Annotated in this window: 19 protein-coding genes and 1 pseudogene; 6 read left to right on the top strand and 14 right to left on the bottom strand. The window is 61.0% G+C overall.

Annotated features, from left to right (window positions below; all coding sequences use genetic code 11):
• Positions 1-27 precede the first annotated feature (27 nt).
• Genes fruA through fruB form a run of 3 tightly spaced genes read right to left on the bottom strand, consistent with a single transcriptional unit; the run spans position 28 to position 3,838 of the window.
• The gene (gene fruA, locus CK910_RS16355; RefSeq protein WP_098984006.1) at positions 28-1,752 is read right to left on the bottom strand and encodes a PTS fructose transporter subunit IIBC; all 1,725 of its coding nucleotides are present in this window, start codon (positions 1,750-1,752) and stop codon (positions 28-30) included.
• The gene (gene pfkB / locus CK910_RS16350; RefSeq protein WP_098984005.1) at positions 1,749-2,738 is read right to left on the bottom strand and encodes a 1-phosphofructokinase; all 990 of its coding nucleotides are present in this window, start codon (positions 2,736-2,738) and stop codon (positions 1,749-1,751) included. The genes fruA and pfkB overlap by 4 nt, the downstream gene beginning before the upstream one ends.
• Positions 2,738-3,838, bottom strand: coding sequence for a fused PTS fructose transporter subunit IIA/HPr protein (gene fruB, locus CK910_RS16345; protein ID WP_098984004.1), 1,101 nt, complete (start codon positions 3,836-3,838; stop codon positions 2,738-2,740). The genes pfkB and fruB overlap by 1 nt, the downstream gene beginning before the upstream one ends.
• 308 nt (positions 3,839-4,146) lie before the next feature.
• Between fruB and cra the strand changes: the two genes are divergently transcribed.
• Positions 4,147-5,133 carry a catabolite repressor/activator gene (cra, locus tag CK910_RS16340; RefSeq protein ID WP_172955341.1) on the top strand — a complete coding sequence of 329 codons (987 nt, stop codon included), beginning with the start codon at positions 4,147-4,149 and terminating at the stop codon, positions 5,131-5,133.
• A 302-nt stretch (positions 5,134-5,435) separates the two neighbouring features.
• A complete protein-coding gene (locus CK910_RS16335; RefSeq protein ID WP_098984003.1) occupies positions 5,436-6,629 on the top strand; it encodes an aromatic amino acid transport family protein in 1,194 nt (397 codons plus the stop codon).
• Between the two features lie 118 nt (positions 6,630-6,747).
• On the opposite strand, the gene CK910_RS16330 is transcribed toward CK910_RS16335, so the two are convergent.
• Positions 6,748-9,849 carry an MGH1-like glycoside hydrolase domain-containing protein gene (locus CK910_RS16330; RefSeq protein ID WP_098985126.1) on the bottom strand — a complete coding sequence of 1,034 codons (3,102 nt, stop codon included), beginning with the start codon at positions 9,847-9,849 and terminating at the stop codon, positions 6,748-6,750.
• Between the two features lie 523 nt (positions 9,850-10,372).
• Between CK910_RS16330 and CK910_RS16325 the strand changes: the two genes are divergently transcribed.
• Positions 10,373-11,305, top strand: a complete 933-nt coding sequence (locus CK910_RS16325; protein WP_098984002.1) for a LysR family transcriptional regulator — start codon at positions 10,373-10,375, stop codon at positions 11,303-11,305.
• Between the two features lie 141 nt (positions 11,306-11,446).
• Here the strand turns inward: CK910_RS16325 and CK910_RS16320 are convergent, their stop codons facing one another.
• A complete protein-coding gene (locus CK910_RS16320; RefSeq protein ID WP_098984001.1) occupies positions 11,447-12,832 on the bottom strand; it encodes a DEAD/DEAH box helicase in 1,386 nt (461 codons plus the stop codon).
• A gap of 322 nt (positions 12,833-13,154) precedes the next feature.
• Between CK910_RS16320 and CK910_RS16315 the strand changes: the two genes are divergently transcribed.
• Positions 13,155-14,000: a substrate-binding periplasmic protein gene (locus CK910_RS16315; protein ID WP_098984000.1), complete on the top strand. Its 846-nt coding sequence runs from the start codon at positions 13,155-13,157 to the stop codon at positions 13,998-14,000.
• Positions 14,001-14,118: 118 nt separating this feature from the next.
• On the opposite strand, the gene aroC is transcribed toward CK910_RS16315, so the two are convergent.
• Positions 14,119-15,207 (bottom strand): chorismate synthase, encoded by a 1,089-nt coding sequence (gene aroC / locus CK910_RS16310; RefSeq protein ID WP_043555824.1) that lies wholly within the window; start codon positions 15,205-15,207, stop codon positions 14,119-14,121.
• 16 nt (positions 15,208-15,223) lie between these two features.
• Positions 15,224-16,159, bottom strand: a complete 936-nt coding sequence (gene prmB / locus CK910_RS16305) for a 50S ribosomal protein L3 N(5)-glutamine methyltransferase (RefSeq protein ID WP_043142017.1) — start codon at positions 16,157-16,159, stop codon at positions 15,224-15,226.
• Between the two features lie 65 nt (positions 16,160-16,224).
• Here prmB and smrB point away from each other — a divergent pair, with 65 nt between their 5' ends.
• Positions 16,225-16,749: an endonuclease SmrB gene (gene smrB, locus CK910_RS16300; RefSeq protein ID WP_005315464.1), complete on the top strand. Its 525-nt coding sequence runs from the start codon at positions 16,225-16,227 to the stop codon at positions 16,747-16,749.
• A gap of 160 nt (positions 16,750-16,909) precedes the next feature.
• Here the strand turns inward: smrB and CK910_RS16295 are convergent, their stop codons facing one another.
• From CK910_RS16295 to CK910_RS16270, 6 genes are all read right to left on the bottom strand, one after another.
• Complete coding sequence (locus CK910_RS16295) at positions 16,910-17,320, bottom strand: SRPBCC domain-containing protein (RefSeq protein WP_098983999.1); 411 nt, start codon at positions 17,318-17,320, stop codon at positions 16,910-16,912.
• A gap of 328 nt (positions 17,321-17,648) precedes the next feature.
• Positions 17,649-18,251 carry a histidine phosphatase family protein gene (locus CK910_RS16290; RefSeq protein WP_098983998.1) on the bottom strand — a complete coding sequence of 201 codons (603 nt, stop codon included), beginning with the start codon at positions 18,249-18,251 and terminating at the stop codon, positions 17,649-17,651.
• Between the two features lie 40 nt (positions 18,252-18,291).
• On the bottom strand, positions 18,292-18,678 hold the full coding sequence (locus tag CK910_RS16285; RefSeq protein ID WP_098985125.1) for a GFA family protein: 387 nt from the start codon (positions 18,676-18,678) through the stop codon (positions 18,292-18,294).
• A gap of 53 nt (positions 18,679-18,731) precedes the next feature.
• Positions 18,732-19,130 carry a GFA family protein gene (locus CK910_RS16280; RefSeq protein WP_098983997.1) on the bottom strand — a complete coding sequence of 133 codons (399 nt, stop codon included), beginning with the start codon at positions 19,128-19,130 and terminating at the stop codon, positions 18,732-18,734.
• Positions 19,131-19,323: 193 nt separating this feature from the next.
• Positions 19,324-19,773: a GNAT family N-acetyltransferase gene (locus tag CK910_RS16275; RefSeq protein WP_098983996.1), complete on the bottom strand. Its 450-nt coding sequence runs from the start codon at positions 19,771-19,773 to the stop codon at positions 19,324-19,326.
• Positions 19,774-19,838: 65 nt separating this feature from the next.
• The gene (locus CK910_RS16270; RefSeq protein WP_098983995.1) at positions 19,839-20,210 is read right to left on the bottom strand and encodes a VOC family protein; all 372 of its coding nucleotides are present in this window, start codon (positions 20,208-20,210) and stop codon (positions 19,839-19,841) included.
• A gap of 261 nt (positions 20,211-20,471) precedes the next feature.
• Between CK910_RS16270 and CK910_RS23830 the strand changes: the two genes are divergently transcribed.
• Positions 20,472-20,627: a hypothetical protein gene (locus CK910_RS23830; RefSeq protein ID WP_157774636.1), complete on the top strand. Its 156-nt coding sequence runs from the start codon at positions 20,472-20,474 to the stop codon at positions 20,625-20,627.
• Between the two features lie 207 nt (positions 20,628-20,834).
• On the opposite strand, the pseudogene CK910_RS24540 reads toward CK910_RS23830, so the two are convergent.
• A pseudogene (locus CK910_RS24540) lies at positions 20,835-22,287 on the bottom strand (chitinase).
• Between the last annotated feature and the right edge of the window lie 38 nt (positions 22,288-22,325).

Here is a 22,325-nt window from a genome sequence, read left to right as displayed (position 1 = left end):
GCCTTGTCACTCATGGTTGTGAGCTTGTCACGCCGTCGCCAGCTTGGCCTGCGCTTCGCCGCGCTTGAGCATGGCGTAGCCAACTCCGGTCACCAGGGAGCCTGCCGCTATGGCCAGTATGTACATGAACACATGGCTGATGGCGTTCGGGATGAAGAGCACGAACAGACCACCGTGAGGGGCAACCAGCTCGCAGCCGAACAGCATGGAGAGCGCACCGGTCAGGGCGCCCCCCGCCATGCAGGCCGGGATGACGCGCATCGGATCCTTGGCGGCAAACGGAATGGCCCCCTCGGAGATGAAGCACAGACCCAGTACGAAGGAGGCCTTGCCCGCTTCCTGCTCCGCCTTGATGAACTTGGCGCGGGCCAGGAAGGTGGCGATCCCCATTCCCAGTGCCGGCACCATGCCGGCGGCCATCACGGCAGCCATGGGAGCATAGGTCTTGGAGGCCAGCAGGCCTACCCCGAAGGCGTAAGCGGCCTTGTTGACCGGGCCACCCATGTCGAAGCACATCATGGCACCGATAATGACACCCAGCAGCACGGCGTTGGCAGAGCCCATGTTGTTGAGGAAGGTGGTCATGGCACTCATGATGCCCGCAACCGGACCGCCCACCACGTAGATCATCACCAGACCGGTAAACAGGCTGGCAACCAGCGGAATGATGAGGATGGGCTTGAGCGCTTCCAGGGTCACCGGCAGGCGCACCTTGTCACTCAGGTACTTGGCACAGTAACCGGCCAGGAAACCGGCGACGATACCGCCGAGGAAGCCGGCGCCGAGAGAACTTGCCAGCATACCGCCTATCATGCCGGGCGCCAGACCCGGACGGTCGGCGATGGAGTAGGCAATGTAACCGGCCAGTACCGGGATCATCAGGGCGAAGGCCGAGCCACCGCCGATCTTCATCAGGGCGGCAGCCAGGGTTCCCTCAACCTTGAACGCCTCGATCCCGAAGATGAAGGAGATGGCGATGATGAGGCCACCGGCCACCACCATGGGCAGCATGAAGGAGACACCGGTCAGCAGGTGCTTGTAAGGGCCGGCCTTCTCCTCTTTCTTGGGCTGGCTGGCACCGCTGTGGCGATAGAGTGTTGCTTCGGTCCATGCCTTATCCAGCTCGGCACGGGTCTTCTTGAGCGCAGCGCCCGTGCTGGTGCGATAGACGGGCTTGCCATCGAAGCGGGCCATGTCCACTTCGATGTCGGTGGCGAGGAACACCAGATCGGCGGCGGCAATCTCATCCGCGGTCAGGGCATTCTGGGCACCGACCGAGCCTTGGGTCTCGACGCGGATCTGGTGGCCCATCTGCTTGGCCATGGTTTCGAGCGCTTCCGCCGACATGAAGGTGTGTGCCACCCCGGTCGGACAGGCGGTGACGGCAACGATGCGCTTGGCACCCGCCGGTTTGGCGGCGACGACCGGCACCGCCTGATGACGATAGACGCTGGCACCGCTGGTGGCGGCGTCAAGCACCGCGGCCGGATCCTGCAACGCCAGATCCATGCTCCCCTGATAGACCCGCTTGCCGTCATAGGCGGCGAGATCCACCTGGGCGCTTGCTACCACCAGCACCAGGTCGGCGGCGGCAATCTGCTCCTTGCTCGGCACCTGACGAGGTTGCACGCTGGAGCCGACATCGAGGGTGAGCTCCCAGCCCGCCAGTTTGGCCTGCTGTTCTATCCGTTTTGCAGCGAGAAAGCTGGTGGCAATGCCCGCCGGGCAAGCCGTAACCAGAATTGCTTTCATTGGGCATCTCCTGAGTTTTCCATTGAGGGGGTATTGAGTCGGGTCGGGGCAAGGTCATCCAGACGTTGCACACGCACCTGCTCGAGTAAGGGTGTCAGCACATCGATATCACTAAAACCGACCGCGATCTGACTGACCGCCAGCGCCGAGACGGCGGTGGCCAGACGCAGGGTCTGCTCCGGCGCCCAGCCGAGGCTAAGGCCATGGGCCAGCCCCGCCACCAGGGAGTCGCCGGCACCGACTGTGCTGACGACCTGCATGCGCGGCGGTATGGCCTGCCAGACGGCATCCGGACCAAACCAGACCAGGCCGTCGGCGCCGTTGGAGATCACCACATGGGCTATCCCCTGGGCCTGCAACGCGCGGGCACATTCGGCCTGCTCGCTCAGAGTCTTGATGGGGCGACCGGCCCATTGCTCAAGCTCTTCCAGATTGGGTTTGATCAGGGTCGGCGCGGCCTTGATGCCTTCGCTCAGGGCCAGGCCGCTGCAATCGAAGATCACCTGCTTGCCCTTGGCCTTGAGCAGGCGAATGAGGCGGGCACAGTAATCGGGGGCAACCCCCTTGGGCAGACTGCCGGCCAGCACAAACCAGTCGGCCTGCGGCGCCAGCTCGTCGATGGCCGCCTCAAGGGCCGCCACTTCACCCTCATGGATGGTGAGCCCAGGCAGATTGAGATCCGTGACCCGGCCCGATTGCTCGGAGATCTTGACGTTGATGCGGGTGCTGCCCGCCACGCGCACGAAGTGATCGGCCAGGGCCCGCTCGGCAAACAGGGCGACGAAGCTCTGCTGGTTGTCCGCGCCGAGCCAGCCGGTCAGTCCCACGTCACGGCCCAAGTCTTTGAGCACCATGGCGACGTTGATCCCCTTGCCCGCGGCGCGCAAATTGGCGTCGCTCACCAGATTCACCTCGCCCAGAGTCATGGCCTCGAGGCGGGCGGTGAGATCCAGCGCTGGGTTGAGGGTGATGGTCACTATGTCCATCAGTGCGCCCCCTCGCCCAGCCCGGCAGCGATGGCCGCGCCTATGCCCTTGAGGGCCGCTTCGGCATCCGCCCCTTCGGCGCGAAACGCCAGCCGGTGGCCGCACTTGACGCCCAGGCCAATCACCTTCATCAGGCTCTTGGCGGAGACGGCTTCACCGCTGCCATCCAGATTCGCCACCCGGATGTCGGACTCGAACTCCTTGGCCACCTTGACCAGCATGGCGCCCGGACGGGCATGCAGGCCATGGGGGTTGATGATGGTGAAGGTCTCGGAAAGACCGCTCGCCGGCCCCGCCTGCAGCATGGCCAGCCCTTCGCTGCCAGTCAGGGTGGCAAGCTGGCCTGCGGCGGCCAGTTTGGCCAGATTCTCCAGCTGCGGCAGATGACTCGCATCGGCGGCGCACAGCAGCAGCAAGGCGCTGACCGGCAGCTCCCCTGCCTGCAACTGCGCGCTCGGGGTCGCCACGACCCAGCCGGTCTGGGCCGCGGGTGTACGGGCCAGCCAGACGCCATCGCCCAGATAGGCGGGCTCGCTTGCCAGCAGGGAAGTGACCATGGCGGCCTCCCCCCAACCGGCGGATTTGGCGCGGGCGGCGGCGCCCAGCAGCAGCTGGTCGCGATCATCGGCCGGGAAGTCGGCCAGGGTCAGGAACTGCACCTCTTTCGGAGCCGTTGCCCCGGTCAGGATATTGATGATGGTGTCGGCATCGGTGGCATTTTTAAGGGCCTCGGCCGCCTGCTCGTCGCCCAGCACGTGGGTGAGCTGGCGCAAGATGCCCAGATGCTCGTCGGATTTGGCGGCGATGCCGATGGCCACATAGGCAATCTGCCCCTGGTCCCACTCGATGCCCTGAGGGAATTGGGCCACCATGACGCCGGTGCTTTTCACCAGATGACGGGTGTCCGTGGTGCCGTGGGGAATGGCGATGCCGCTGCCGAGGTAGGTGGCGTGCTGCGCTTCCCGCGCCAGCATGCCGTCCACATAACCTGCTTCCACCAGACCGGCTTCGGTCAGTTTGTCTGCCAGCAGGGCGATGGCATCCGCCTTGGTCGCCACCGATTGCCCCAGCAAGATCTGCTGCTGCGCCAACTTCAACATAGAGATTCTCCATCAGGTTCCGGGCTGGCCGTACGGCTCGCCGGATCAACACCATTAAAAAATGTGGATCATTCGCCTGCTGACAATAGACCGGATTGCATCCCTTCGGGAGCCGCCGGGGTTTTCATCCCCGGTCATCGATTGTCTGCTGACAAGCTGAATCGTTTCACTTACACTCAGACTGAATCGTTTCAGCCAATTGATCAAGTACCCACAAAGAGTGCTTTTCAATGATATGATCCCGCGCACACTTTTCGGTGCCCTCACCTGGCAGTGACCGTGGGCCTTGCAACTCAAACAGAGCCAATATGATGAAACTGGATGAAATCGCCGCCCTCGCCGGTGTCTCGCGCACCACGGCCAGCTATGTGATCAATGGCAAGGCCGATCAGTACCGCATCAGTCAGGCAACCCGTGACAAGGTGATGGCCGTGGTCACGGCCCACAACTACCAGCCGGACAGCCGCGCCGCCTCCCTGCGCGGCGGCCAGACCAGGACCCTCGGCTTCATCCTGCCCGACCTTGAGAACGCCAGTTACGCCAAGCTCGCCAAGCGCCTCGAACAAGGCGCCCGGGCCCAGGGCTATCAGCTGCTGATCGTCTGCTCGGAAGATGAACCGGCCACCGAGAAGGAGCTGGCTGAGATGCTGGCCAGCCGTCATGTGGATGCCCTGCTGGTGGCCAGCTGCCTGCCACCGGACGATCCCTTCTATCCGCGCCAGCAGGCTCGCGGCATCCATGTGCTGGCCATCGACCGGGCCATGGCCGCCGACAAGTTCGTGACCGTCGCCAGTGAAAACCAGAAGGCGAGCTTTGATCTCACCGCCTCCCTGCTCACCCCGGCGCTAAAGCATATCGCCTTGATCACGGCGCTGCCGGCGCTCACGATCAGCCAGGAGCGAAAAGCGGGCTTCGAGCAGGCCGTCGCCAGCCACAGCGCCACGCGCCACCTGTGCGAGGGGGCCCACTTCTCCCGCGCCGAAGGCTATCGCCTGATCAAGGAGTTGCACCAGCGACTCGGCCAGCTGCCCGAGGCACTGGTCGCCACCTCCTACATATTGATGGAAGGGGTGCTGGACTACCTGCTGGAGCAGGAGACCGACATGAGCCGGCTCGCCATGGCCACCTTCGGGGACGATCGCCTGCTCGACTTCCTCCCCTTTGGTATCAACTCCCTGCCCCAGCAGCACGATGCCCTGGCCAGCCAGGCACTGGAGCTCGCCCTCAAGGCGATCAACGGCGAATATCTGTGCGGGCTGCACTACGTGAGCCGGACCCTCAAGCGTCGCCGCTGACATCTCCCTTCACGCGCCGGCGCTCTCCACGCCGGCGCGTTTTTCCACCAACCAAGCCCCCGTTCTGTCATCTTTTATTTCCACCTATTGCCACCTTCCAGTACAAAATCCGCCTTTACAGGCTTGTTTCCACTATTTTGATCCGTTAACGTGGCAACCATCTTTTACAACCCACGGGTTTTTCGTAACGATGCGTCCACTCCGATATCGCTAGCCTCCGGTCCCGACCCCGGAGGCGTCTTGCCAGCACAGCCACTGGCACTCTTTTTTGAATACGCAGTTTCTCGATCTGGATGGACACCATGAACACCAAGACCCTGGGTTGTACCCTGTTGATTGCCGGCACCACCATAGGCGCCGGCATGCTGGCCCTGCCGCTGGCCTCCTCCTCCCTCGGCGGACCCGCCACCCTGCTGCTGATGGTCGGGCTCTGGGCCCTGATGGCCTTCACCGCCATGTTGCAGGTAGAGGCCAGCCTCAACACCGGCAAGTGGTACCTGCACCAGCTGGCGGATCACCTGCTCGGCCCCTGGGGCAAGCGCATCGCCTCCTTCTGCATCCTGATGCTGTTCTATTCGCTGGCCTCCGCCTACATCAGCGGCGGCAGCAGCCTGCTGGCCCAGGCACTGGCCGATGCGGGCATGACCCTCAGCCAGGAGCAGGCGGCCTGGGCCTTTACCCTGCTGTTTGGCGGCATGGTCTGCGTCGGCACCAAGCAGGTGGATTACCTCAACCGGCTGATGTTCACCGTGAAACTGGTGATCATGGTGGGGGTGCTGGCGCTGCTGCTGCCGCGCGCCGAGGGGCAACACCTGCTCTCCATGCCGCTCGGCCAGGGTTTGCTGCTGGCGGGCCTGCCGGTGATCTTCACCTCGTTTGGCTTCCACGGCTCCATCCCGAGCGTCATGCTCTACCTGGGCGATTGCCCCAAGCGGCTGCGCCGGGTGTTCGTGTGGGGCTCGGCCCTGCCGCTGATCCTCTACGTGCTGTGGCAGGTGGCCATCCTGGGGCTGCTCGGTCAACAGACCCTGATCCAGACCGGCGGCGCGCTCGACAGCCTCTTGGCCAGCGTCGGCAATCTGGTCAGCTGGCCCGCCTTCAATCAGGCGATGCATCTGTTCGCCGATCTGGCGCTCGCCACCTCCTTCCTCGGGGTGACGCTGGGGCTGTTTGACTTCATGGCCAAGGTGACCCGTCGCAAGGACAACTGGCAGGGCCGCAGCCAGACCGGCCTCATCACCTTCGTGCCGCCCCTGCTGTTCGCCCTCTACTTCCCGCAAGGCTTCATCATGGCGCTGGGTTACGCCGCCATCGCGCTGGCGGTGCTGGCGGTGCTGCTGCCGGTAACCCTGGTGTGGCAGAGTCGCAAACGGGCCGAGGCGCACCACTACCGCGCCCCGGGCGGCGTGCTGGCGCTGGGCCTGGCCGGTGCCATGGGGGTGCTGATCGTGGGCGTGCAGGTCAGTGTCAGCCTGGGATACTTGCCCGCGCTGTAAGCGTCCCGCTCCTCTCATACCAATGAAAATCCCCGCCAATCTGGCGGGGATTTTCATTGGGCAGCATCCATGGAGACAGCCCTAAGCCACAGGCCCAGGGCTGCTCTGCGACTGCGGCTTAACGAGCCGAGACTGTGATGCCGGCCAGGTCGATCAGGTTGGCCGCTCCGCCCTGCCCGCCCGCATCGTTGTAGGTAGTGTTCGCTTTCAGATAGCTCATGTTATAGAAGTCACTCACCTGGATGTCGTACTGCCCCGCCGGCACCGAGACGATGACGGGGGTAGAGTCGCGCAGCGGCTTGAGGTCGCCATCCTGCATCACGTGGGGCATCTGCACCATGCCGCTCGCGACCACCTTGCCATTGCTGAGCACGGATACCCGTTTCACCCCGTTGGTCACCCCCAGGTTGATGGCGTGCTGGGCATTGCTGTATTGCAGGCGAATGGCACGCTTGCCATCCAGGGTGACGCCCCGCACCAGCAGGGTATCTTCCGGGCGGCCCCAATCCTTCAGATAGGGCACAGGAATGGCCGCATCGGCCGCCGTGAGGGTGCCACTATGCGAGACCGTGTCGGCATCGACCGCGATGCGCTGGCGTTCAGGCTGGTAGCACACCGGCTTGGCGTGATGGGAGCGGTTGCCAGACTCGGGGTAGATGGCCTCCGCGCTGTAGCAATAGGCCATGCCAGGTTGCGGTGCCAGATTGTCGACCCAATCCCTCGCCGCATCCAGCCCGGCGGCCACCAGCTTGCCATCCCGATAGATGTTGTAGCTGAGCGCCCCCTGGCTGACGCTGTCTTGTAACCCGACGACCAGCTTTCCCCCTTGCTCGGTGACCCCCGACAGGGTGGGCTCGGTCGGTGCGAACACCTTGCGGTTCTCCACATCCAGCGGCGCCACGTCCTCGATCAGGCGGATCCCCTGTTCATCGGCCACCCCGGCGCCCAGCTGGACCTCGATCAGGTTGCTGGCAGTCAACATATCCTCGGTGATCAGCTCACCCACGGGGGCGCCATTGAGCGTGATGCCCCGCACCGGGTAGTAACTGCCCCCCTCCCCGGCCTCGGGGAGCAGCAACTTGATCTCGATCTGCTTGCCGCGGTAGTTCAGCCCCTTGAGCGCCGCTTCCGGCTTGGCCCCCATCAGCTTGTGCAGGTGTGCGGTGACGAAGGGCGAGACCCGGATCCCCTGCTCCTCAATGTGGTAACCGAATAGTGTGCTGGTCACCATGCCGAGATAGCCGCCCACGGACCAGAGCTGGCGCTGAGAGTTGATCACCGGGCCCGTCAAGTCGGGATGGGTCAGATCCATCAGAGAGGGCTGACCGGAGAGCCACTCCAGGTTCTCCATATTGGAGAGGTTGAGCGCGGCCCCGCGCATCAGGGAATCGACATGGCGGTCGGCCACGGCCACGTTCTGTACCCTGGCGGCGGCTTTCAGCCCATAGGCGGAGACGAAGGGCCAGATGGCGCGGTTATGGTAGACCGGCATGTCGGGCTGCTGCGGGAAATAGACAGGGGCGCCATAAGGCCCCATGGGATAGCGGCTGACGATCTCTCTGGCCTGCTCCTCATCGGCAATGCCCGCCAGTATGGCAAGGGACTCCCCGAGCAGGTCGAACTTGTAGGCAGGGCTCGGATCCGTATTGGTGTTGATCAGGCTGGCATACATCTTCTCATCCGCCAGCCAGAAGCCGTGATTGATGGCCTGCTTGAGCTCGGCCGCCCATTGGCTGTAGCGGGTCACCAGTTCATCCTGGCCCAGCTCGGTGGCCAGACGCGCCGCCAGCCTCAACCCCTGATAATGGAGCACGTTGGTGGAGAGGGACTTGCTCATGCCGATGTGGGCTATGTCTGCGGTGATCCACTTGGCATAGGTTTGATCACGCCAGTCGAGGAAGGATTGCTCCCCGCCATAGAGGCCATCCCCCTCATCGAAGGCCGCCAGGCGATCGCTCTCTATGGTATTGCGCAACCCCTCGAAGGCCTCGGGCAGGAAGGCACTGCGCTCCCCGGCAGGCAAGGCCGCCAGCACCTGCTCGGCCGCCAGCGCCCAGCCCATGCGGTCTGTGCTGATGGGCCAGCTGCCCCCCGTCCCCGTATCCTGGATGATCTGGCGTCCCTGCGGGATCAGGCCGTCGAGGCCCTGCTTCAGCTCGGCTCTGAAATCGGAGAGCTTGAACTGCAAGGAGTTTCGCGCCCGTTGCGGATCCAGGACCCCCAGCCCCAGATCGGTGGCGTAGGAGAGATCCCGCGTCCAGACATAATGCCACTTGGCACCGGTTTCGAAGCAGTCACAGGGGATCGCCTGACCGCCGCCGTAACTGCCATCCTTGACCTGGGCCACGCTGTTTTGCCGCATCTCGTGCGTCGCCAGCGCAAACAGGGCGTCAAACACCATGTCGCCCGAGCGCAGTCGGGGCAGATCAGCCTGCTCCTGATACGTGGTGAAGCTATCCCCCGGATCCCGCAGCTCCTGGGTTGTCGACTGGGCATAGCCGCGATAGTCGACCCCGGCCTGCTTGACCGAGAAGGTGGCGATTTCCTTGACCCCGGCTTTGTGGGTCTGGTACTCCAGCTTCTCGATAAGCTCATGCCCTTCATGGGGGTTGATCATGCCAAGATCCTCGTCGGTCGCCGCACTGACCAACAGCCAGGGAGCCTGCTCATCCTGACTCGCATCGAGGACAAACTTGTAATATCCCGCCTGCGACACCGACAGGGACGCCAGCTGGCAGCCGCTGTCACAGCGCTGCATCCTGACGTTCTCATTCAATGAGATGGCGCCGCCAGGAGCAAAGCCGATCCCATCCTGCGCGGACGCCATCTTTATCTTGTGCTCCCCCGGGGTCAGCTTGGCGACCACTACATAGCGCTTGTCACCCTGATAAACCATCTGCAAGAGAGGTTCGAGGTTGCCATCTACACCCTTCAGGTAGAGGCTCTCGCCGTAATTGGGGTCATCGCGCACCATGGCAAATTCGATGACGGGCGCCGCCAGATCGGCATTGATCACCTTGACCTGAATATCGAGCAGCCCTTTTTCGGTCACGACCAGACGGTTGTTCTGGCCGTTATTCTGGTAATACATGGGGTAACGCTGTTCGGGGAAAATACTGGTCTCTTTGCGGCTGTCGGCAGAAAAATCGGGATATTTTGTCCACTCAGGGCCCCCTACCTTGAAGGGCGACATCCCTGAATTCATCTTCAGATTATCCAACCGATAGACCCCATCCTTGAAGACCAGCTTGAATTTGTCTGCACGATCCCAGCCGCTGAATTCCCCGACCAGATAGAGATCGAAATCCCAGGGAGCCTTCGCCTCTGGTTTGACCGTATTGTCATTATTGGAAGATGAGCCGTTATCGTTACAGCCGGACAAGATGACGCCGCCGCATAATAATGCCACGGATAAAGCCAATGGATTTATTTTCATATATTCCCTTCGTTACTTTATTTTTTGTTATTTGAATGACAACAATAAAAATTGTTTTCACAGCTTACACCCGCATGCCTGGAAGGAAACATAGATGAGCTGACTGGCGAGATAGATGTGCTCTATAACGGCATGAGATTGCGTGATCGTACGCACTAAAATGGCGCTATTGCCGGCCAAAACGAATGGAAAACAACGTGAAGAGACACACATAAAAACCATTTCTGGCGATATGGTGCCGATTGACAGTCTCGCATGCTTGCACTAGCGTTGCGCTCCGCCTGACCCTGAACGGACGCCGTTTTCCGTGGACAAACATCTAAGACAATTCATTGAGGTCGCGACCCACAAGAGTGTGAGTCTGGCAGCCAGACATATGGGGCTGAGCCAACCGACGCTGACCCACAACATGAAGAAACTCGAAGAGAGCCTGGACACAACCCTGTTGATCAGGCACGCCGGCGGCGTGACGCTGACCGCCGCCGGGGAGCTGCTGCTGACACAAGCCCGCGTGATGCAGCGGATCTATGATGATACCCTCAGGCGGCTCGCCATTCTTCGCGAGCGAGCGGCCCTGCCACTGAGAGTGGGTACCGGCCATGCCTGGTGGCAGCATGTGCTGCAACCTGTCACCCTGCACTATCGAGCAGCCAATCCATCCTGTGCCATCAATATCGAGGTCGGCAATCACCTGCGGCTATTGGATCTGCTCCTTGGCAATCATATCGACCTGTTTCTGGGACATGAGATCCATGGTCTGGATAAACATTACAGCCTGATATTCATCCCGTTATTTACCTCCAGCGATGCCATATTTGTCAGGGCCGGGCATCCCCTCCTGGGGAAAGTATGCAGCAAGCAGGATCTGGTAAATTACCCCAGCCTGTTGATCACCACGGATGAGCCACAATATCTTCATCTGGTCGAGGACCTGGCAAGAAAAAAGCAAGATCAGGCAGCTATGCAGCTCAATGATAAAATAATTTACACCTGCAATTCGCTGATGGCCGGCATTGACATGGTAAATACCAGCAATGCCGTCATGCCTTATCCAGGCAGCATGGCGAGTTATTTCGCCCAATTCGGCATAGTCCCGCTCGACATGGATGAGGAATACAACAAAGGGGTTATCGGCATCTATATTTCTCGTGAGAAAATGGATGAGCCCCATATTCACACCCTGTGCCAACAGATCCAGACGCAAGTCAGCAAGCATGACAACTTGATTGCCAGCTGCTGAAGCCTGGATAGGCTCCCTCTACCCTGGGCGGCAACCCCAGCCACCGGGGATGGCGGTGAACGACAGACATAAAAAAGCCCTGCCGGATTGGCAGGGCTTTTTATATCAACCTGTGACGCTGGGAGGTGTTACCTCATTCGCTTACTGGTTGTGGGTAGCGCGACGGGGGCGACGGGCCTGGGCCGGTTTGCCGGCGCCATCGGCCGGACGCTGACCGCCCTGCGGCTTGGGCTTGCCACCGTTACCGGTGCGGGCACCGCCAGCATTGCCGGAACGACCGGCACCCTGACGCTGACCTTGCGGACGCGGCGCACGGCGCTCTTCGCTCGGATCGCGCGGCTCTTTGCGCAGCGGCGCGCCTATACCACGGGCAATGTTGTCCAGCGTCTCGCGGGAGGCCTCGAAACCGGCCACCTGCTCGCACGGGATGTTCTGCTTGGTCAGACGCTCGATGGCCTTGATAAGCTTGCCTTCATCGGCGGCGACCAGGGAGATGGCGTGACCGGCGGCACCGGCACGACCGGTACGACCGATACGGTGTACATAGTCTTCCGCCACGTTGGGCAGCTCGAAGTTGACCACTTGCGGCAACTTGTCGATGTCCAGACCGCGGGCGGCGATGTCGGTCGCCACCAGCACCTTGACGCTACCTTCCTTGAAACCGGCCAGGGCACGGGTACGGGCACCCTGGCTCTTGTTGCCGTGGATGGCGGCGGCGCTGACGCCGTTCTTGTCGAGGGTCTCGGCAACACGGTTGGCCATGTGCTTGGTACGGGTGAACACCAGTACCTGCTGCCAGTCGTTGCTGGTGACCAGATGGCTCAGCAGACCGATCTTGTTGGCCTTGTCGCACGGGTGAACCAGCTGCTCGATGCGCTCGGCCGTGCTGTTGCGCGGCGCCACTTCGATCACGGCCGGGTTGTTGAGCAGGCCGGTGGCCAGCTCGCGAATTTCGTCGGCGAAGGTTGCGGAGAAGAGCAGGTTCTGACGCTGCTTGGGCATCAGGGCCAGGATCTTGCGGATGTCGCGGATGAAGCCCATGTCAAGCATGCGATCCGCTTCGTCCAGCACCAGGATCTCGACTTCGTCGAACTTGACGGCGTTCTGGTTGTAGAGGTCCATCAGGCGGCCCGGGCAGGCAACCAGCACGTCCAGACCACGGCGAGTCGCCATCATCTGCGGGTTGATGCTGACACCGCCGAAGACCACGTGGCTGCGCATCGGCAGATGTTTGCCGTAGTTGCGCACGCTCTCGCCCACCTGGGCGGCCAGCTCACGAGTCGGGGTCAGTACCAGGGCGCGGATCCGGTTGGGAGAAACTTTACGCTTGCTCTCCATCAGACGCTGCAGCATCGGCAGGGTAAAGCCTGCGGTCTTGCCGGTCCCTGTTTGGGCCGCCGCCATCAGGTCGCGGCCAGCCAGAACGGCGGGGATCGCTTGCAGCTGAATGGGAGACGGGGTGTCGTAGCCTTGCTCGGCAACGGCACGCAACAAGGGTTCGGCCAGACCGAGGGAAGAAAAACTCATAATTACCTGCTAGGGATAGTGGCGCCGGGGATTTGTGGTGGGGCTCCTCTGCTGAGCCGATGCCATCTCACAAGTTCTGGGCCTATTGAGAAAACAACGATTTCCCCGGGGAGCAGAGCAAAGGGGAAAGAATAGAGGCGCAGTCTAACGGAGTTGCCGTGGATAAACGAGAGAAATGTGATGTTCATCCCAGCGCGAACCGAAAAAGTGGATCACCTTCCCGCTCGCAGATCCTGCCTCAGAACTCATTCGAATCAGGCTATGCTTGATGCCAGCAACAGACGACCATCATTTCAGTCCCCGAACAAGGAGGTTCAGGCTCATGGCTGCACATATCACAAGCAAGTGTCGTCGCTGGCGTCAGGCAGGCCTGCTGCTGCTGGCACTGGGGCTGAGCCTGCCGCTCGGGGCCAAGACCAGACTGTCGGTGGCCTGGGGCCACTGGCCGCCCTTTAGCTACATCAATCCTCAAGGCTCGCTGGATGGGCTGGATGTGACCCTGACCCGCCAGATCCTGAGCCAGGCCGGGCTGGAGGCGCGCTTTCGCAACCTGCCCTGGGCCCGCGCCCTGCACCTGATCAAGCAGCAACAGCTGGATCTGGCCATGGGAGCGCTCGATACCCCGGATCGGCGCGAGTTCGCCCGCTTCTCGACCCCCTACCGGCGCAGTACCTTCGTGCTGCTGAGCCACAACCCCATTCCGGGCCATGCCGATCCCTGGCAAGGCATACAGAGCCTACCCGCCCTATGCCAGCAGACACAACTGCATCTGGGCAAGCTGCGTGGCACCCGCCCCACCCTGCGGATGGCGCACTGCCCGGCCCTCAAAGGCGCCAACGACTACAACACCGATGACAGGTTGATCGAGCTGCTGCTGGCTCGTCGCCTCGATGGGGTCATCATGGAGTGGCAATACGCGCGCTATCGGCTGCAACAGCTGGGGGCGGACGGTTTCATCCGCTGCCAGTTGTTGCTGCACCATCAGCCGGTCAGCCTGATGTTTGCCAAAGAGGCGGTGAGCGAGGCAGAGCTAGCCCGGGTCAATGACGCCATCGCCGCCCTTCCCTCGCCCGGCAGCGGCTTTGCCTCGCCTCCATGCCGGTTTGACAATCCAGAGAGTGAGGAAGCCGCGCCCCGACCAGACACGGCCCAGACCCGTCAGCCCTAGGCGGCGAGATCCATAAAAAAGGCGACCCTGGGGTCGCCTTTTTGCGCTGCCTGAGACTGCGCCATTGCGTATTTTTATGCGCCACCGCTCGATCAGTTGGCGGGGGTAGGCAGGCCGATCAGCGCAACTGGGGCGTATGGGTCAGCACGCCCTGATTCTGGGCGCGATGGCGCAGCAGGTGATCCATCAACACCAGGGCCAGCATGGCTTCGGCGATGGGCACGGCGCGAATGCCGACACAAGGATCGTGACGACCCTTGGTGATCATCTCGATGGCCTCGCCCTCGGTATTGATGGTCTTGCCCGGCACTGTGATGCTGGAAGTGGGTTTGAGCGCCATGCTCACCACAATATCCTGACCGGATGAAATCCCGCCCAGAATGCCGCCCGCATGGTTGCTGGCAAAGCCGGCCGGGGTCATCTCGTCGCGATGTTCGGAGCCCTTTTGCTCCACCACGGCAAAGCCGTCGCCTATCTCCACCCCTTTCACGGCATTGATGCCCATCATGGCGTGGGCTATGTCGGCATCGAGCCGGTCGAACACCGGCTCACCCAGGCCCACCGGCACCTTGCTGGCAATGACCTGCACCTTGGCACCGACACTGTTGCCCTCTTTTTTCAGGTCGCGCATGTACTGATCGAGCGCCTCCAGCTTGCCCGCATCGGGGAAGAAGAAGGGGTTCTGCTCAATCTGCGCCGCGTCGAACGCCTCGGCCTTGATGGGGCCGAGCTGGGAGAGGAAGCCGGTGATCTCAATGCCGTGCATCTGCTTGAGGTACTTCTTGGCGATGGCGCCCGCCGCCACCCGCATGGCGGTCTCACGGGCGGAGGAGCGACCGCCGCCCCGATAATCCCGCTGACCATATTTCTGGTGATAGGTGTAATCGGCATGGCCCGGGCGGAACACATCCTTGATGTCGGAGTAGTCCTTGGAGCGCTGATCGGTATTCTCGATGAGCAGCCCGATGGAGGTGCCCGTGGTCTTGCCCTCGAACACCCCGGAGAGGATCTTCACCTCATCCGGTTCACGGCGTGGCGTGGTGTAACGGGAGGTGCCGGGCTTGCGCCGATCCAGATCTCCCTGCAGATCCGCTTCGCTTATCTCGAGCCCAGGCGGGCAACCGTCGACCACGGCGCCCAGCGCCAGGCCGTGGCTCTCGCCAAAGGTGGTGACCCGAAAGAGTTGGCCAAAACTGTTCCCTGCCATGGGTGCTCCTTGCTGCTTAGCTCTTGTAAATCGCGAAATGGTCCCGGTATTGCTCCAGCTCGGCCCTGGTCATCACGAACACGCCGTGACCACCGTTCTCGAACTCGACCCAGGTAAAGGGCACTTCGGGGAACTGGGCTTCCAGGTGGATCATGCTGTTGCCCACCTCGACCACCAGCACGCCATCATCCTTGAGGAAGTCGGCGGCATTGGCCAGCAGGCGCTTGGTGAGCTTGAGGCCATCGGAGCCGGAGGCCAGCGCCAGTTCGGGCTCGTGACGAAACTCCTCCGGCAGATCCGACATGTCTTCGGAATCCACATAGGGCGGGTTGGATACGATGAGATCGTACTTGTCACCGGCGGGCAGATCGCGCATCAGATCGGAGCGGATCGGAATGACCTGCTGCTCCAGACCGTGATCGGTGATGTTGCGCTCGGCCACGTTCAGCGCATCCACGCTGATGTCGATGGCGTCCACTTCCGCATCCGGGAATTCGTGGGCCATGATGATGGCGATGCAACCGGAACCAGTACAGAGATCCATGATCCGGGTCGGCTCATGCTTGAGGAAGGGGGCGAAGCGGTTGGCCACCATCTCGGCGATGGGAGAGCGCGGGATCAGCACCCGCTCGTCCACGTAGAACTCCCAACCGGCATACCAGGCCTTGTTGGTCAGGTAGGCGGCCGGCACGCGCTCCTGCACGCGGCGAATGATGAGCTCGGCGATGCGATGACGCTCGCTGGTGGTCAGACGGGAGTGGCGCATGCCCGGATCCGCGTCCGGCGGCAGATGTAGCGCGGGCAGTACCAGCTGCACGGCCTCATCCCAGGCGTTGTCGGTACCATGTCCGTAGAAGATCCCGGCGTCGTTGAAACGACTCATGGCCCAGCGCAACATGTCCTGGATGGTGTGCATCTCGGCAACCACCTCATCGATAAATATCTTGTCCAAATCCACCTCCAAGTCGAGTAATATCCGGCCCGAGAAACCTATATAGCGAGCAAGACGAGTACCTGATGAAAAAAACGCCCTCACCGACGATCGAGGAAAGCCTGCTGTTTCGCGATGCTGTCAAAGGTACCCGGAAAATTAAGCAAGATACCATAAGGGCCGACCTGCGCCCGGTCAAGCAGAAACGCGAACTGCGTGAAAGCCGCGAAAAGCTTGGGGTTGGCCACTTTTTCAGCGACGAGTACCAGCCCCATCTGGACGAGGATGGCCCGACCCGTTACGTGCGTGACGATGTGTCAAAATTCGAGCTGAAGAAGCTCAAACGTGGCATCTATCCACCGGAGATTTATCTGGATCTGCACGGCATGAACCAGAATCAGGCAAAACAGGAGCTGGCCGCCCTGCTCACCCTCTGCCAGAAAGAGAACATCCACGTCGCCTCCGTGATGCACGGCATCGGCAAACACATCCTCAAGCAGCGGATCCCGAGCTGGCTGGCCCAGCACCCCAATGTGCGCGCCTTTCATCAGGCCCCTCGTGAATGGGGCGGCGACAGCGCCATCCTGGTGCTGCTGGATATAGAAGAGTAAACGGCCACAGACAAAGGGTGACAACACCCCTGCCGATGACACCACCTTGATGCCCCTTGCCACCAGTGTCTGCCGCCTGCATCACATACTTGAGCTCATGTCCCAATAAAAAACCACCGCTGCCCGCCGGTGGTTTTTTATTGGCCTGGCCGGATCTGCGTCAGCCCGCCGCCTCCACGTAGCGTTTGAAGTTGTTCAAAATGCCCTGCCAGCCCGCTTGCTGCTGTTCACGGCTATGCGCAGACTCGGCATCAAAGTCCAGGCTCACCAGGGTGGCACCTTGCTCCTCGACGAAGCGCACATCCACAGCCCGTCCGTCATCCATCAGATAGGCAAGCCGGGTCGGTGCCTCGACCAGGGTGAAGGTGCCCTCGAAATCGAAGGCGGCACTGCCATCCCTGGCCGCCATGTGATGACAGAAACGACCACCCACCACCAGATCGACCCGGCTGCGCGTGGTGTGCCACTCATCGGAGGCGGCATTCCATTTGACGACACAGTCCGGGTCATTCCAGGCCCACCAGACGGCGTCTATCTCCTGCTCGATACGCGTCTCAATGCTGATCTTCATCCCTCTCTCCTTGCCTCGATTGACATCCCTTGCCAGCGGCGGACCTCGACACCGAGGCCGCCTCTGCGAACACACGGCGACGCGTGCGACACCCAAGTCAACAGAGTAAAGCCCAGCAACGCCCCCTGAGCCAGTCACCCCCGCCACGGCTTGACTCACGCCATGGCGGATCCTGACGCATGGCATGATTGGTGTAAAAACGCCCACACCGTACTGAATATCAACGTGTTATTCGCAGTGGAGGTTGCATGTTCACACAGGGCTCCCATGCCGACATCAAGTCGTCTCTCGATGCCATCGGCGCCGCTTCGATGAGCTGGTGAAGCGCTCAATCTTGCAGGCTCGGACGACTGAAACGTATCAGTGGCCCGCTCGATGCGTGCACCACGACCAGACTGCCACCGTTAGGCAATTGCCAGTCGAAAAAATCGGAGAATCCCGTGGTCGTGAGAGCGCGGATCACTTTTGCCACCACCCCGTGCGCCACCAGCAAGACCCGCTCGCCCTGCGCCTCCTCGGCAAGCCTGGTCAACCCCAGTGACACCCGCGCAATCACGGCATCCAGCGACTCCCCTTCCGGGGGCGCTGCTGTCCAGCGCCGGGTAATATTGCGCGCCCACAGCGCGGGATAACGCTCCCTCGCCTCTGCCTGGGTCAGCCCTTCAAATACCCCCACATGACGTTCACGAAAGGCGGGCACTATCCGGGCAGGCAGCGCCAGCGTGCGCGAGACAAGTTCGGCACTCTGCCTTGCCCGCAGCAGAGGCGAAGTCAGCAATCGCTGAAACGGCGCCTCCGTCGCCACAAGCAGCTGCGCCAATCTGGCGACTTGCGCAACTCCCGTGTCGTTCAGCCCGACATCCAGCGCCCCCAGATAACGCCCCTCGGCATTGGCCTGGGTCTCACCATGGCGGATCACCACCAGTTCCATCATTTGTCCTTGTCTGTTAACACTCGTCCATCAGCCAGATTCACTTTCCTTCGGGATAACGCGGACACTCATCATCAATGGGTAACCAAACCAACTGTCGTTCGGTATAGATGTGGTAAGTGGGTCTTACCGAGTCAGGATTATCCAAAGACGTAATACTAAGCGTCAGATATTCAGGGTGCTCAATACTGCGATAGCTCAACGTGGAGCCACAGATTGAGCAAAAGCCACGTCGGATCCGAGTTGAAGAGGCATACTCCGTCGGAGCACCACACACCCACCTCACCTGTTCAACACGAAAATCCATCCAGGCGCCCACCGGAGATCCGGTTGTTTGCTGGCAATCACGGCAATGGCAAAAATCAGCAGCAAAAGGTTTGGCCGACAATGCATATCTGACATGCCCGCAATGGCAACCACCTTCCATCTCAGTGCCCTCTCTCATGGTTTCTGGTCTCAATGAGATATCTACCCCTCCCATCAAGGCTTGGGCGCAAACTGCTCGAAAACCTGCTGGCCGGTCAGGGTGGGCGTCTCGTTCTTCAACTCGTAGAAGTCAGGCTTCTCATCGATGAAGATCTGGCTTGCCAGCTGAAAATCGTCCCGCAGGAAGAGGCCGGCCGGCACGATGTATTCATCCGTCGGCAGCAGGTGATAGAAGAGGTGGGTGCCGCAGGTGGGGCAAAAGCCGCGCTCCGCCCACTCGGAGGAGCGATAGGTGGCAGGCGCCATCCCGCTGAAACGCACATCCTTGCCGCAGTGCACCGCAAACAGGGGACCGCCGGACCAGCGCCGGCAGGTGGTGCAGTGGCAGAGGTTGACCTCCTGGTGATCCCCGCTCGACACCAGGATCCCGCCGCACAAACAATGTCCTTGCATAACGCCTCCCTGACAAAATGGATCCAAGCCGTTCTTCGACCATGTTTCGCATCAGATGAGTACCACGCCTGTCGCGCCCTCGCCATTAACTGCCCCACAAAACACGGCACGGATCCAGCCTGTGCACCGCATCTGGGGGGACGCGGCCTCTCCCTGTCGGCCAAGGAGGGACGCGATCACCACGGCCTGCTCGTTACCCATCATCTCGCAAGCATTTTGTGAAACGCATCTCTCCCTCCTCCTGAATGCCATCCTCCATCCAGCCAAGGTGGCGATAAAAACCGTTGGCCCTGACCCGGAGATCCGCATCGGTCAGCAGCCACACCTCGGTGCACCCTTCGGCACTGAGCCAGCATTCGGCAGCCTGCATCAAGCAGCGACCCAGCCCCCTGCCCTCATGACTCTGGCGCACAAACAAGGCAAATATGGTGGCGTCACCGGCCTCTGCCATCGCAAACGCCACCACCTGGTCCCCATCACAGGCCACCCAGCCTCGCCCGCTTCCGGTGAGCATACCGGGCAAGGTGGCGGGGGTGATCCCCACTGCGGCCAGCTCCAGGAGGGACATCTGGTTCTCTCGCACACTGGTACGCACCTCGAACATCGCCGGGACATCCGCCGGGGTAGCAATACGTATCGTCATAACACCTGCTTGTCTGTGCCGAGCCGGGCCCCGTTTGGCCTGCCCAGCATGAATGAATGTTTGCGTCAGCGTCTGGCCGTTTCCTGCAGGGCGATCCGGTTGCCCTCGGGATCCTGAAATTCAGCCACCCTGATGATGTCGCCAACCCGGGTAACGGGATACAGACTTTTGGCACCGGCCAACAAGGCGCTGGCCATCACCTGCTCGATATCGGTCACCGCCAGATAAATCCGCGTGCCATCCAGACTCGGAACATATGTCTCTCCCCTGGCCAGGGCACCGGAACACCCCTCGCCCCCCTCCGAGAGCGGGAACAACGCCATCTCGTTGCCATCTATCTCCGCTCGCTCGAACGTGATGCCAAATACGCGGGAGTAAAACCCGATGGCTCGCGTCATATCCGTCACCGGAATTTCAAAATGCATGGCGATATTCATTGTGTGGCCCCTCCTTGTTTATCCCGATTCTGCCATCATCAAGGCCCATGTCCGATATAGCCACCTGTCTCTCAATCCACAGAGTGAGAGGCTGGCACACGACAAGATCACGCCATTATGCCGCGCCATATAGAAAAATGGATATTGTTCCAGGCACATTCTGCCAAACGCAACAGCCATGAAAATAGGCTTGACGACGGTGGAGATGAATTTCCCTGCCCCAGGTTATCGAGTGTTGGCACGCGATAACAAGAGGCCGGCATGATGGTTGCCAGTCATCGTATCACGCTGGATGAGCAGCCGTTCGCCAATATTCATGGCATCCAAACCGTATCGCCAGACCAGCAAACGGCTTTTCGCCGCACATATATCGCCAACAGGGAACACCATAAGATACCGGATATGAACAGAGGATAAATAAACCGTCTTCTTCAGGGAGAGGTCATCTCTTGATAAGCGGGAAGTGCAAGCATGGCAATTCATCTTCTGCCTAGATGAATAAATGGCCTCTATATGATGAAAGGGGGAGGCTATAAGCCTCCCCCTTTCCTTTTCGTTCAGCCAGATATATGAAGGTGCCGTTGTACAAATCTCGTTAGCCCAGGTGACGGAGCCAAGCCCTCCTTACCTGGTCGGCACCAGCGCCCAGGGATCGCCCTTGCCGGGTTCATTGCCCTGAGTCCACCACTTTGCCTGATAAACGGCGCCCTTGTAGCTGACCTTGGCCCCCGCCGTATAGACGGCGGTCGCGCTCCAGGCCGGCGCGTCCCCTATCGGCGGATCGACCGGATCCACGGGGGCCGGATCCAGCTTGGCCACCACCCGTACCTTGGGCCAGTTGGCATGGGAGCCGTAGAAGTTGGTCACACACTTCTCGTAATCCCCCGGCACCAGGGCCGAATAGGCGGTCTGAAAACCCACCAGCTCACATTCGAAGGAGTAACCGCCGGGTCTGTCCGGGTAGTACTTCCAGTTGCCATCCCAGTTGGTATAAAGCACATCGGTGGCGCCGTTCAGATTCAGGCTGCCATAAGGGGTCTGCTGCCAGCAGGTGTTCTTCTCGTCGGCCTTGACGGGGATCTGGTAATGCTCGGCCAGCCCCTCCCAATAACGGATCCGGTTGACCGGCTGGCCCTTGTCCTTGTTCTGTTCACCGCACTCTATGCCACCGTTGATGACGTTGATGGTGGTGCCAAAGCCGTAGCCGATGCCCGCCGCTATCTCGCGCTGGGAAGGCACCCAGGTGCGGTCTATCACGTGCAGCATGGCAGGCTTGGGGGCCTGGGGGGTGAGGAAGAACCAGATGGCGGAGGCCAGGTTCAGCCAGGAGTCGGCGACCCGCCCCGGATCGCTCAGCAGCACCGAGGCATCACCCGCAAACATGGCCTCGGAGAAGGCGCCGTAGTTGAAGTGATAAGAGAGCTGCTTTGCAGCCGCGCCCGAAATAGCCCTGCCCCGTGCTGCAGGGCCACTTCTTGTTCTGCCAGTCATTCTGGCCGCAACCCGTGGTGTAACCCGCCTGCCCCTCTGACCACCCCATCTCGCGCACATGCACCAGCGCCTGTTGCCACTCCTCCAGCGCCAGCGGATTGTCGGATATATTGTTCTTGCTGATATGCCCGCCCGTCTCCTGGGCAAAATGGGCGAAGGCCGTCACTATGGATTTTTTGCAGATGGCATCCGAATCCCGGCCATCGGTATATTCACCACAAAAAGCCGGGAATTTACCTATGGCCCGCAAGAAGCGTTCATAGGTATATTCAGGCGCCGCCATCTGGGTCAAATATTCCCAGTCCGATTCCGTGAATACCCGCTCGACCCGTTTGACGTTATCCGGGTTGCTGGCCGCTCTTGGTATGATGGCATCGACAATATTATTGGGCCGTGTCGCCAATGCTTTTGACCAGACCCCGTACATGGGATTGGCTGTCTTTGCTTTTTCAACTGCCGCCAGATCCGGTGCGGCAATTACATATCCACCGGCATTTTGTGGATCGGGCTGAATATTCATGGCGGCATAGCTTGGAAATGCGCAGGCAGCAGCAACCAGCCAGGCACATTGCGTGGGTTTGAACATGGGGCACAGTCCTTGTCTCGGAAAAGTTCATCCCGAGA

Origin of the sequence: Aeromonas sp. CA23, from assembly GCF_002587065.1 — a bacterium.
In the GTDB taxonomy this organism is placed as follows: domain Bacteria; phylum Pseudomonadota; class Gammaproteobacteria; order Enterobacterales; family Aeromonadaceae; genus Aeromonas; species Aeromonas bestiarum.
Note: the sequence above shows the minus strand (reverse complement) of the source record. Positions and strands in the feature narration are given on the sequence as shown.

Bases quoted from the DNA above. Each gene is read 5' to 3' on its own strand.
- CK910_RS16280 (WP_098983997.1), bottom strand. From the start codon at position 19,130: ATGCAAGGACATTGTTTGTGCGGCGGGATCCTGGTGTCGAGCGGGGAT.
- fruA (WP_098984006.1), bottom strand. From the start codon at position 1,752: ATGAAAGCAATTCTGGTTACGGCTTGCCCGGCGGGCATTGCCACCAGC.
- cra (WP_172955341.1), top strand. From the start codon at position 4,147: ATGATGAAACTGGATGAAATCGCCGCCCTCGCCGGTGTCTCGCGCACC.
- pfkB (WP_098984005.1), bottom strand. From the start codon at position 2,738: ATGGACATAGTGACCATCACCCTCAACCCAGCGCTGGATCTCACCGCC.
- aroC (WP_043555824.1), bottom strand. From the start codon at position 15,207: ATGGCAGGGAACAGTTTTGGCCAACTCTTTCGGGTCACCACCTTTGGC.
- CK910_RS16270 (WP_098983995.1), bottom strand. From the start codon at position 20,210: ATGAATATCGCCATGCATTTTGAAATTCCGGTGACGGATATGACGCGA.
- CK910_RS16290 (WP_098983998.1), bottom strand. From the start codon at position 18,251: ATGGAACTGGTGGTGATCCGCCATGGTGAGACCCAGGCCAATGCCGAG.
- CK910_RS16295 (WP_098983999.1), bottom strand. From the start codon at position 17,320: ATGAAGATCAGCATTGAGACGCGTATCGAGCAGGAGATAGACGCCGTC.
- CK910_RS16275 (WP_098983996.1), bottom strand. From the start codon at position 19,773: ATGACGATACGTATTGCTACCCCGGCGGATGTCCCGGCGATGTTCGAG.
- smrB (WP_005315464.1), top strand. From the start codon at position 16,225: ATGAAAAAAACGCCCTCACCGACGATCGAGGAAAGCCTGCTGTTTCGC.
- CK910_RS23830 (WP_157774636.1), top strand. From the start codon at position 20,472: ATGATGGTTGCCAGTCATCGTATCACGCTGGATGAGCAGCCGTTCGCC.
- CK910_RS16285 (WP_098985125.1), bottom strand. From the start codon at position 18,678: ATGGAAGGTGGTTGCCATTGCGGGCATGTCAGATATGCATTGTCGGCC.
- fruB (WP_098984004.1), bottom strand. From the start codon at position 3,838: ATGTTGAAGTTGGCGCAGCAGCAGATCTTGCTGGGGCAATCGGTGGCG.
- CK910_RS16335 (WP_098984003.1), top strand. From the start codon at position 5,436: ATGAACACCAAGACCCTGGGTTGTACCCTGTTGATTGCCGGCACCACC.
- CK910_RS16320 (WP_098984001.1), bottom strand. From the start codon at position 12,832: ATGAGTTTTTCTTCCCTCGGTCTGGCCGAACCCTTGTTGCGTGCCGTT.
- CK910_RS16315 (WP_098984000.1), top strand. From the start codon at position 13,155: ATGGCTGCACATATCACAAGCAAGTGTCGTCGCTGGCGTCAGGCAGGC.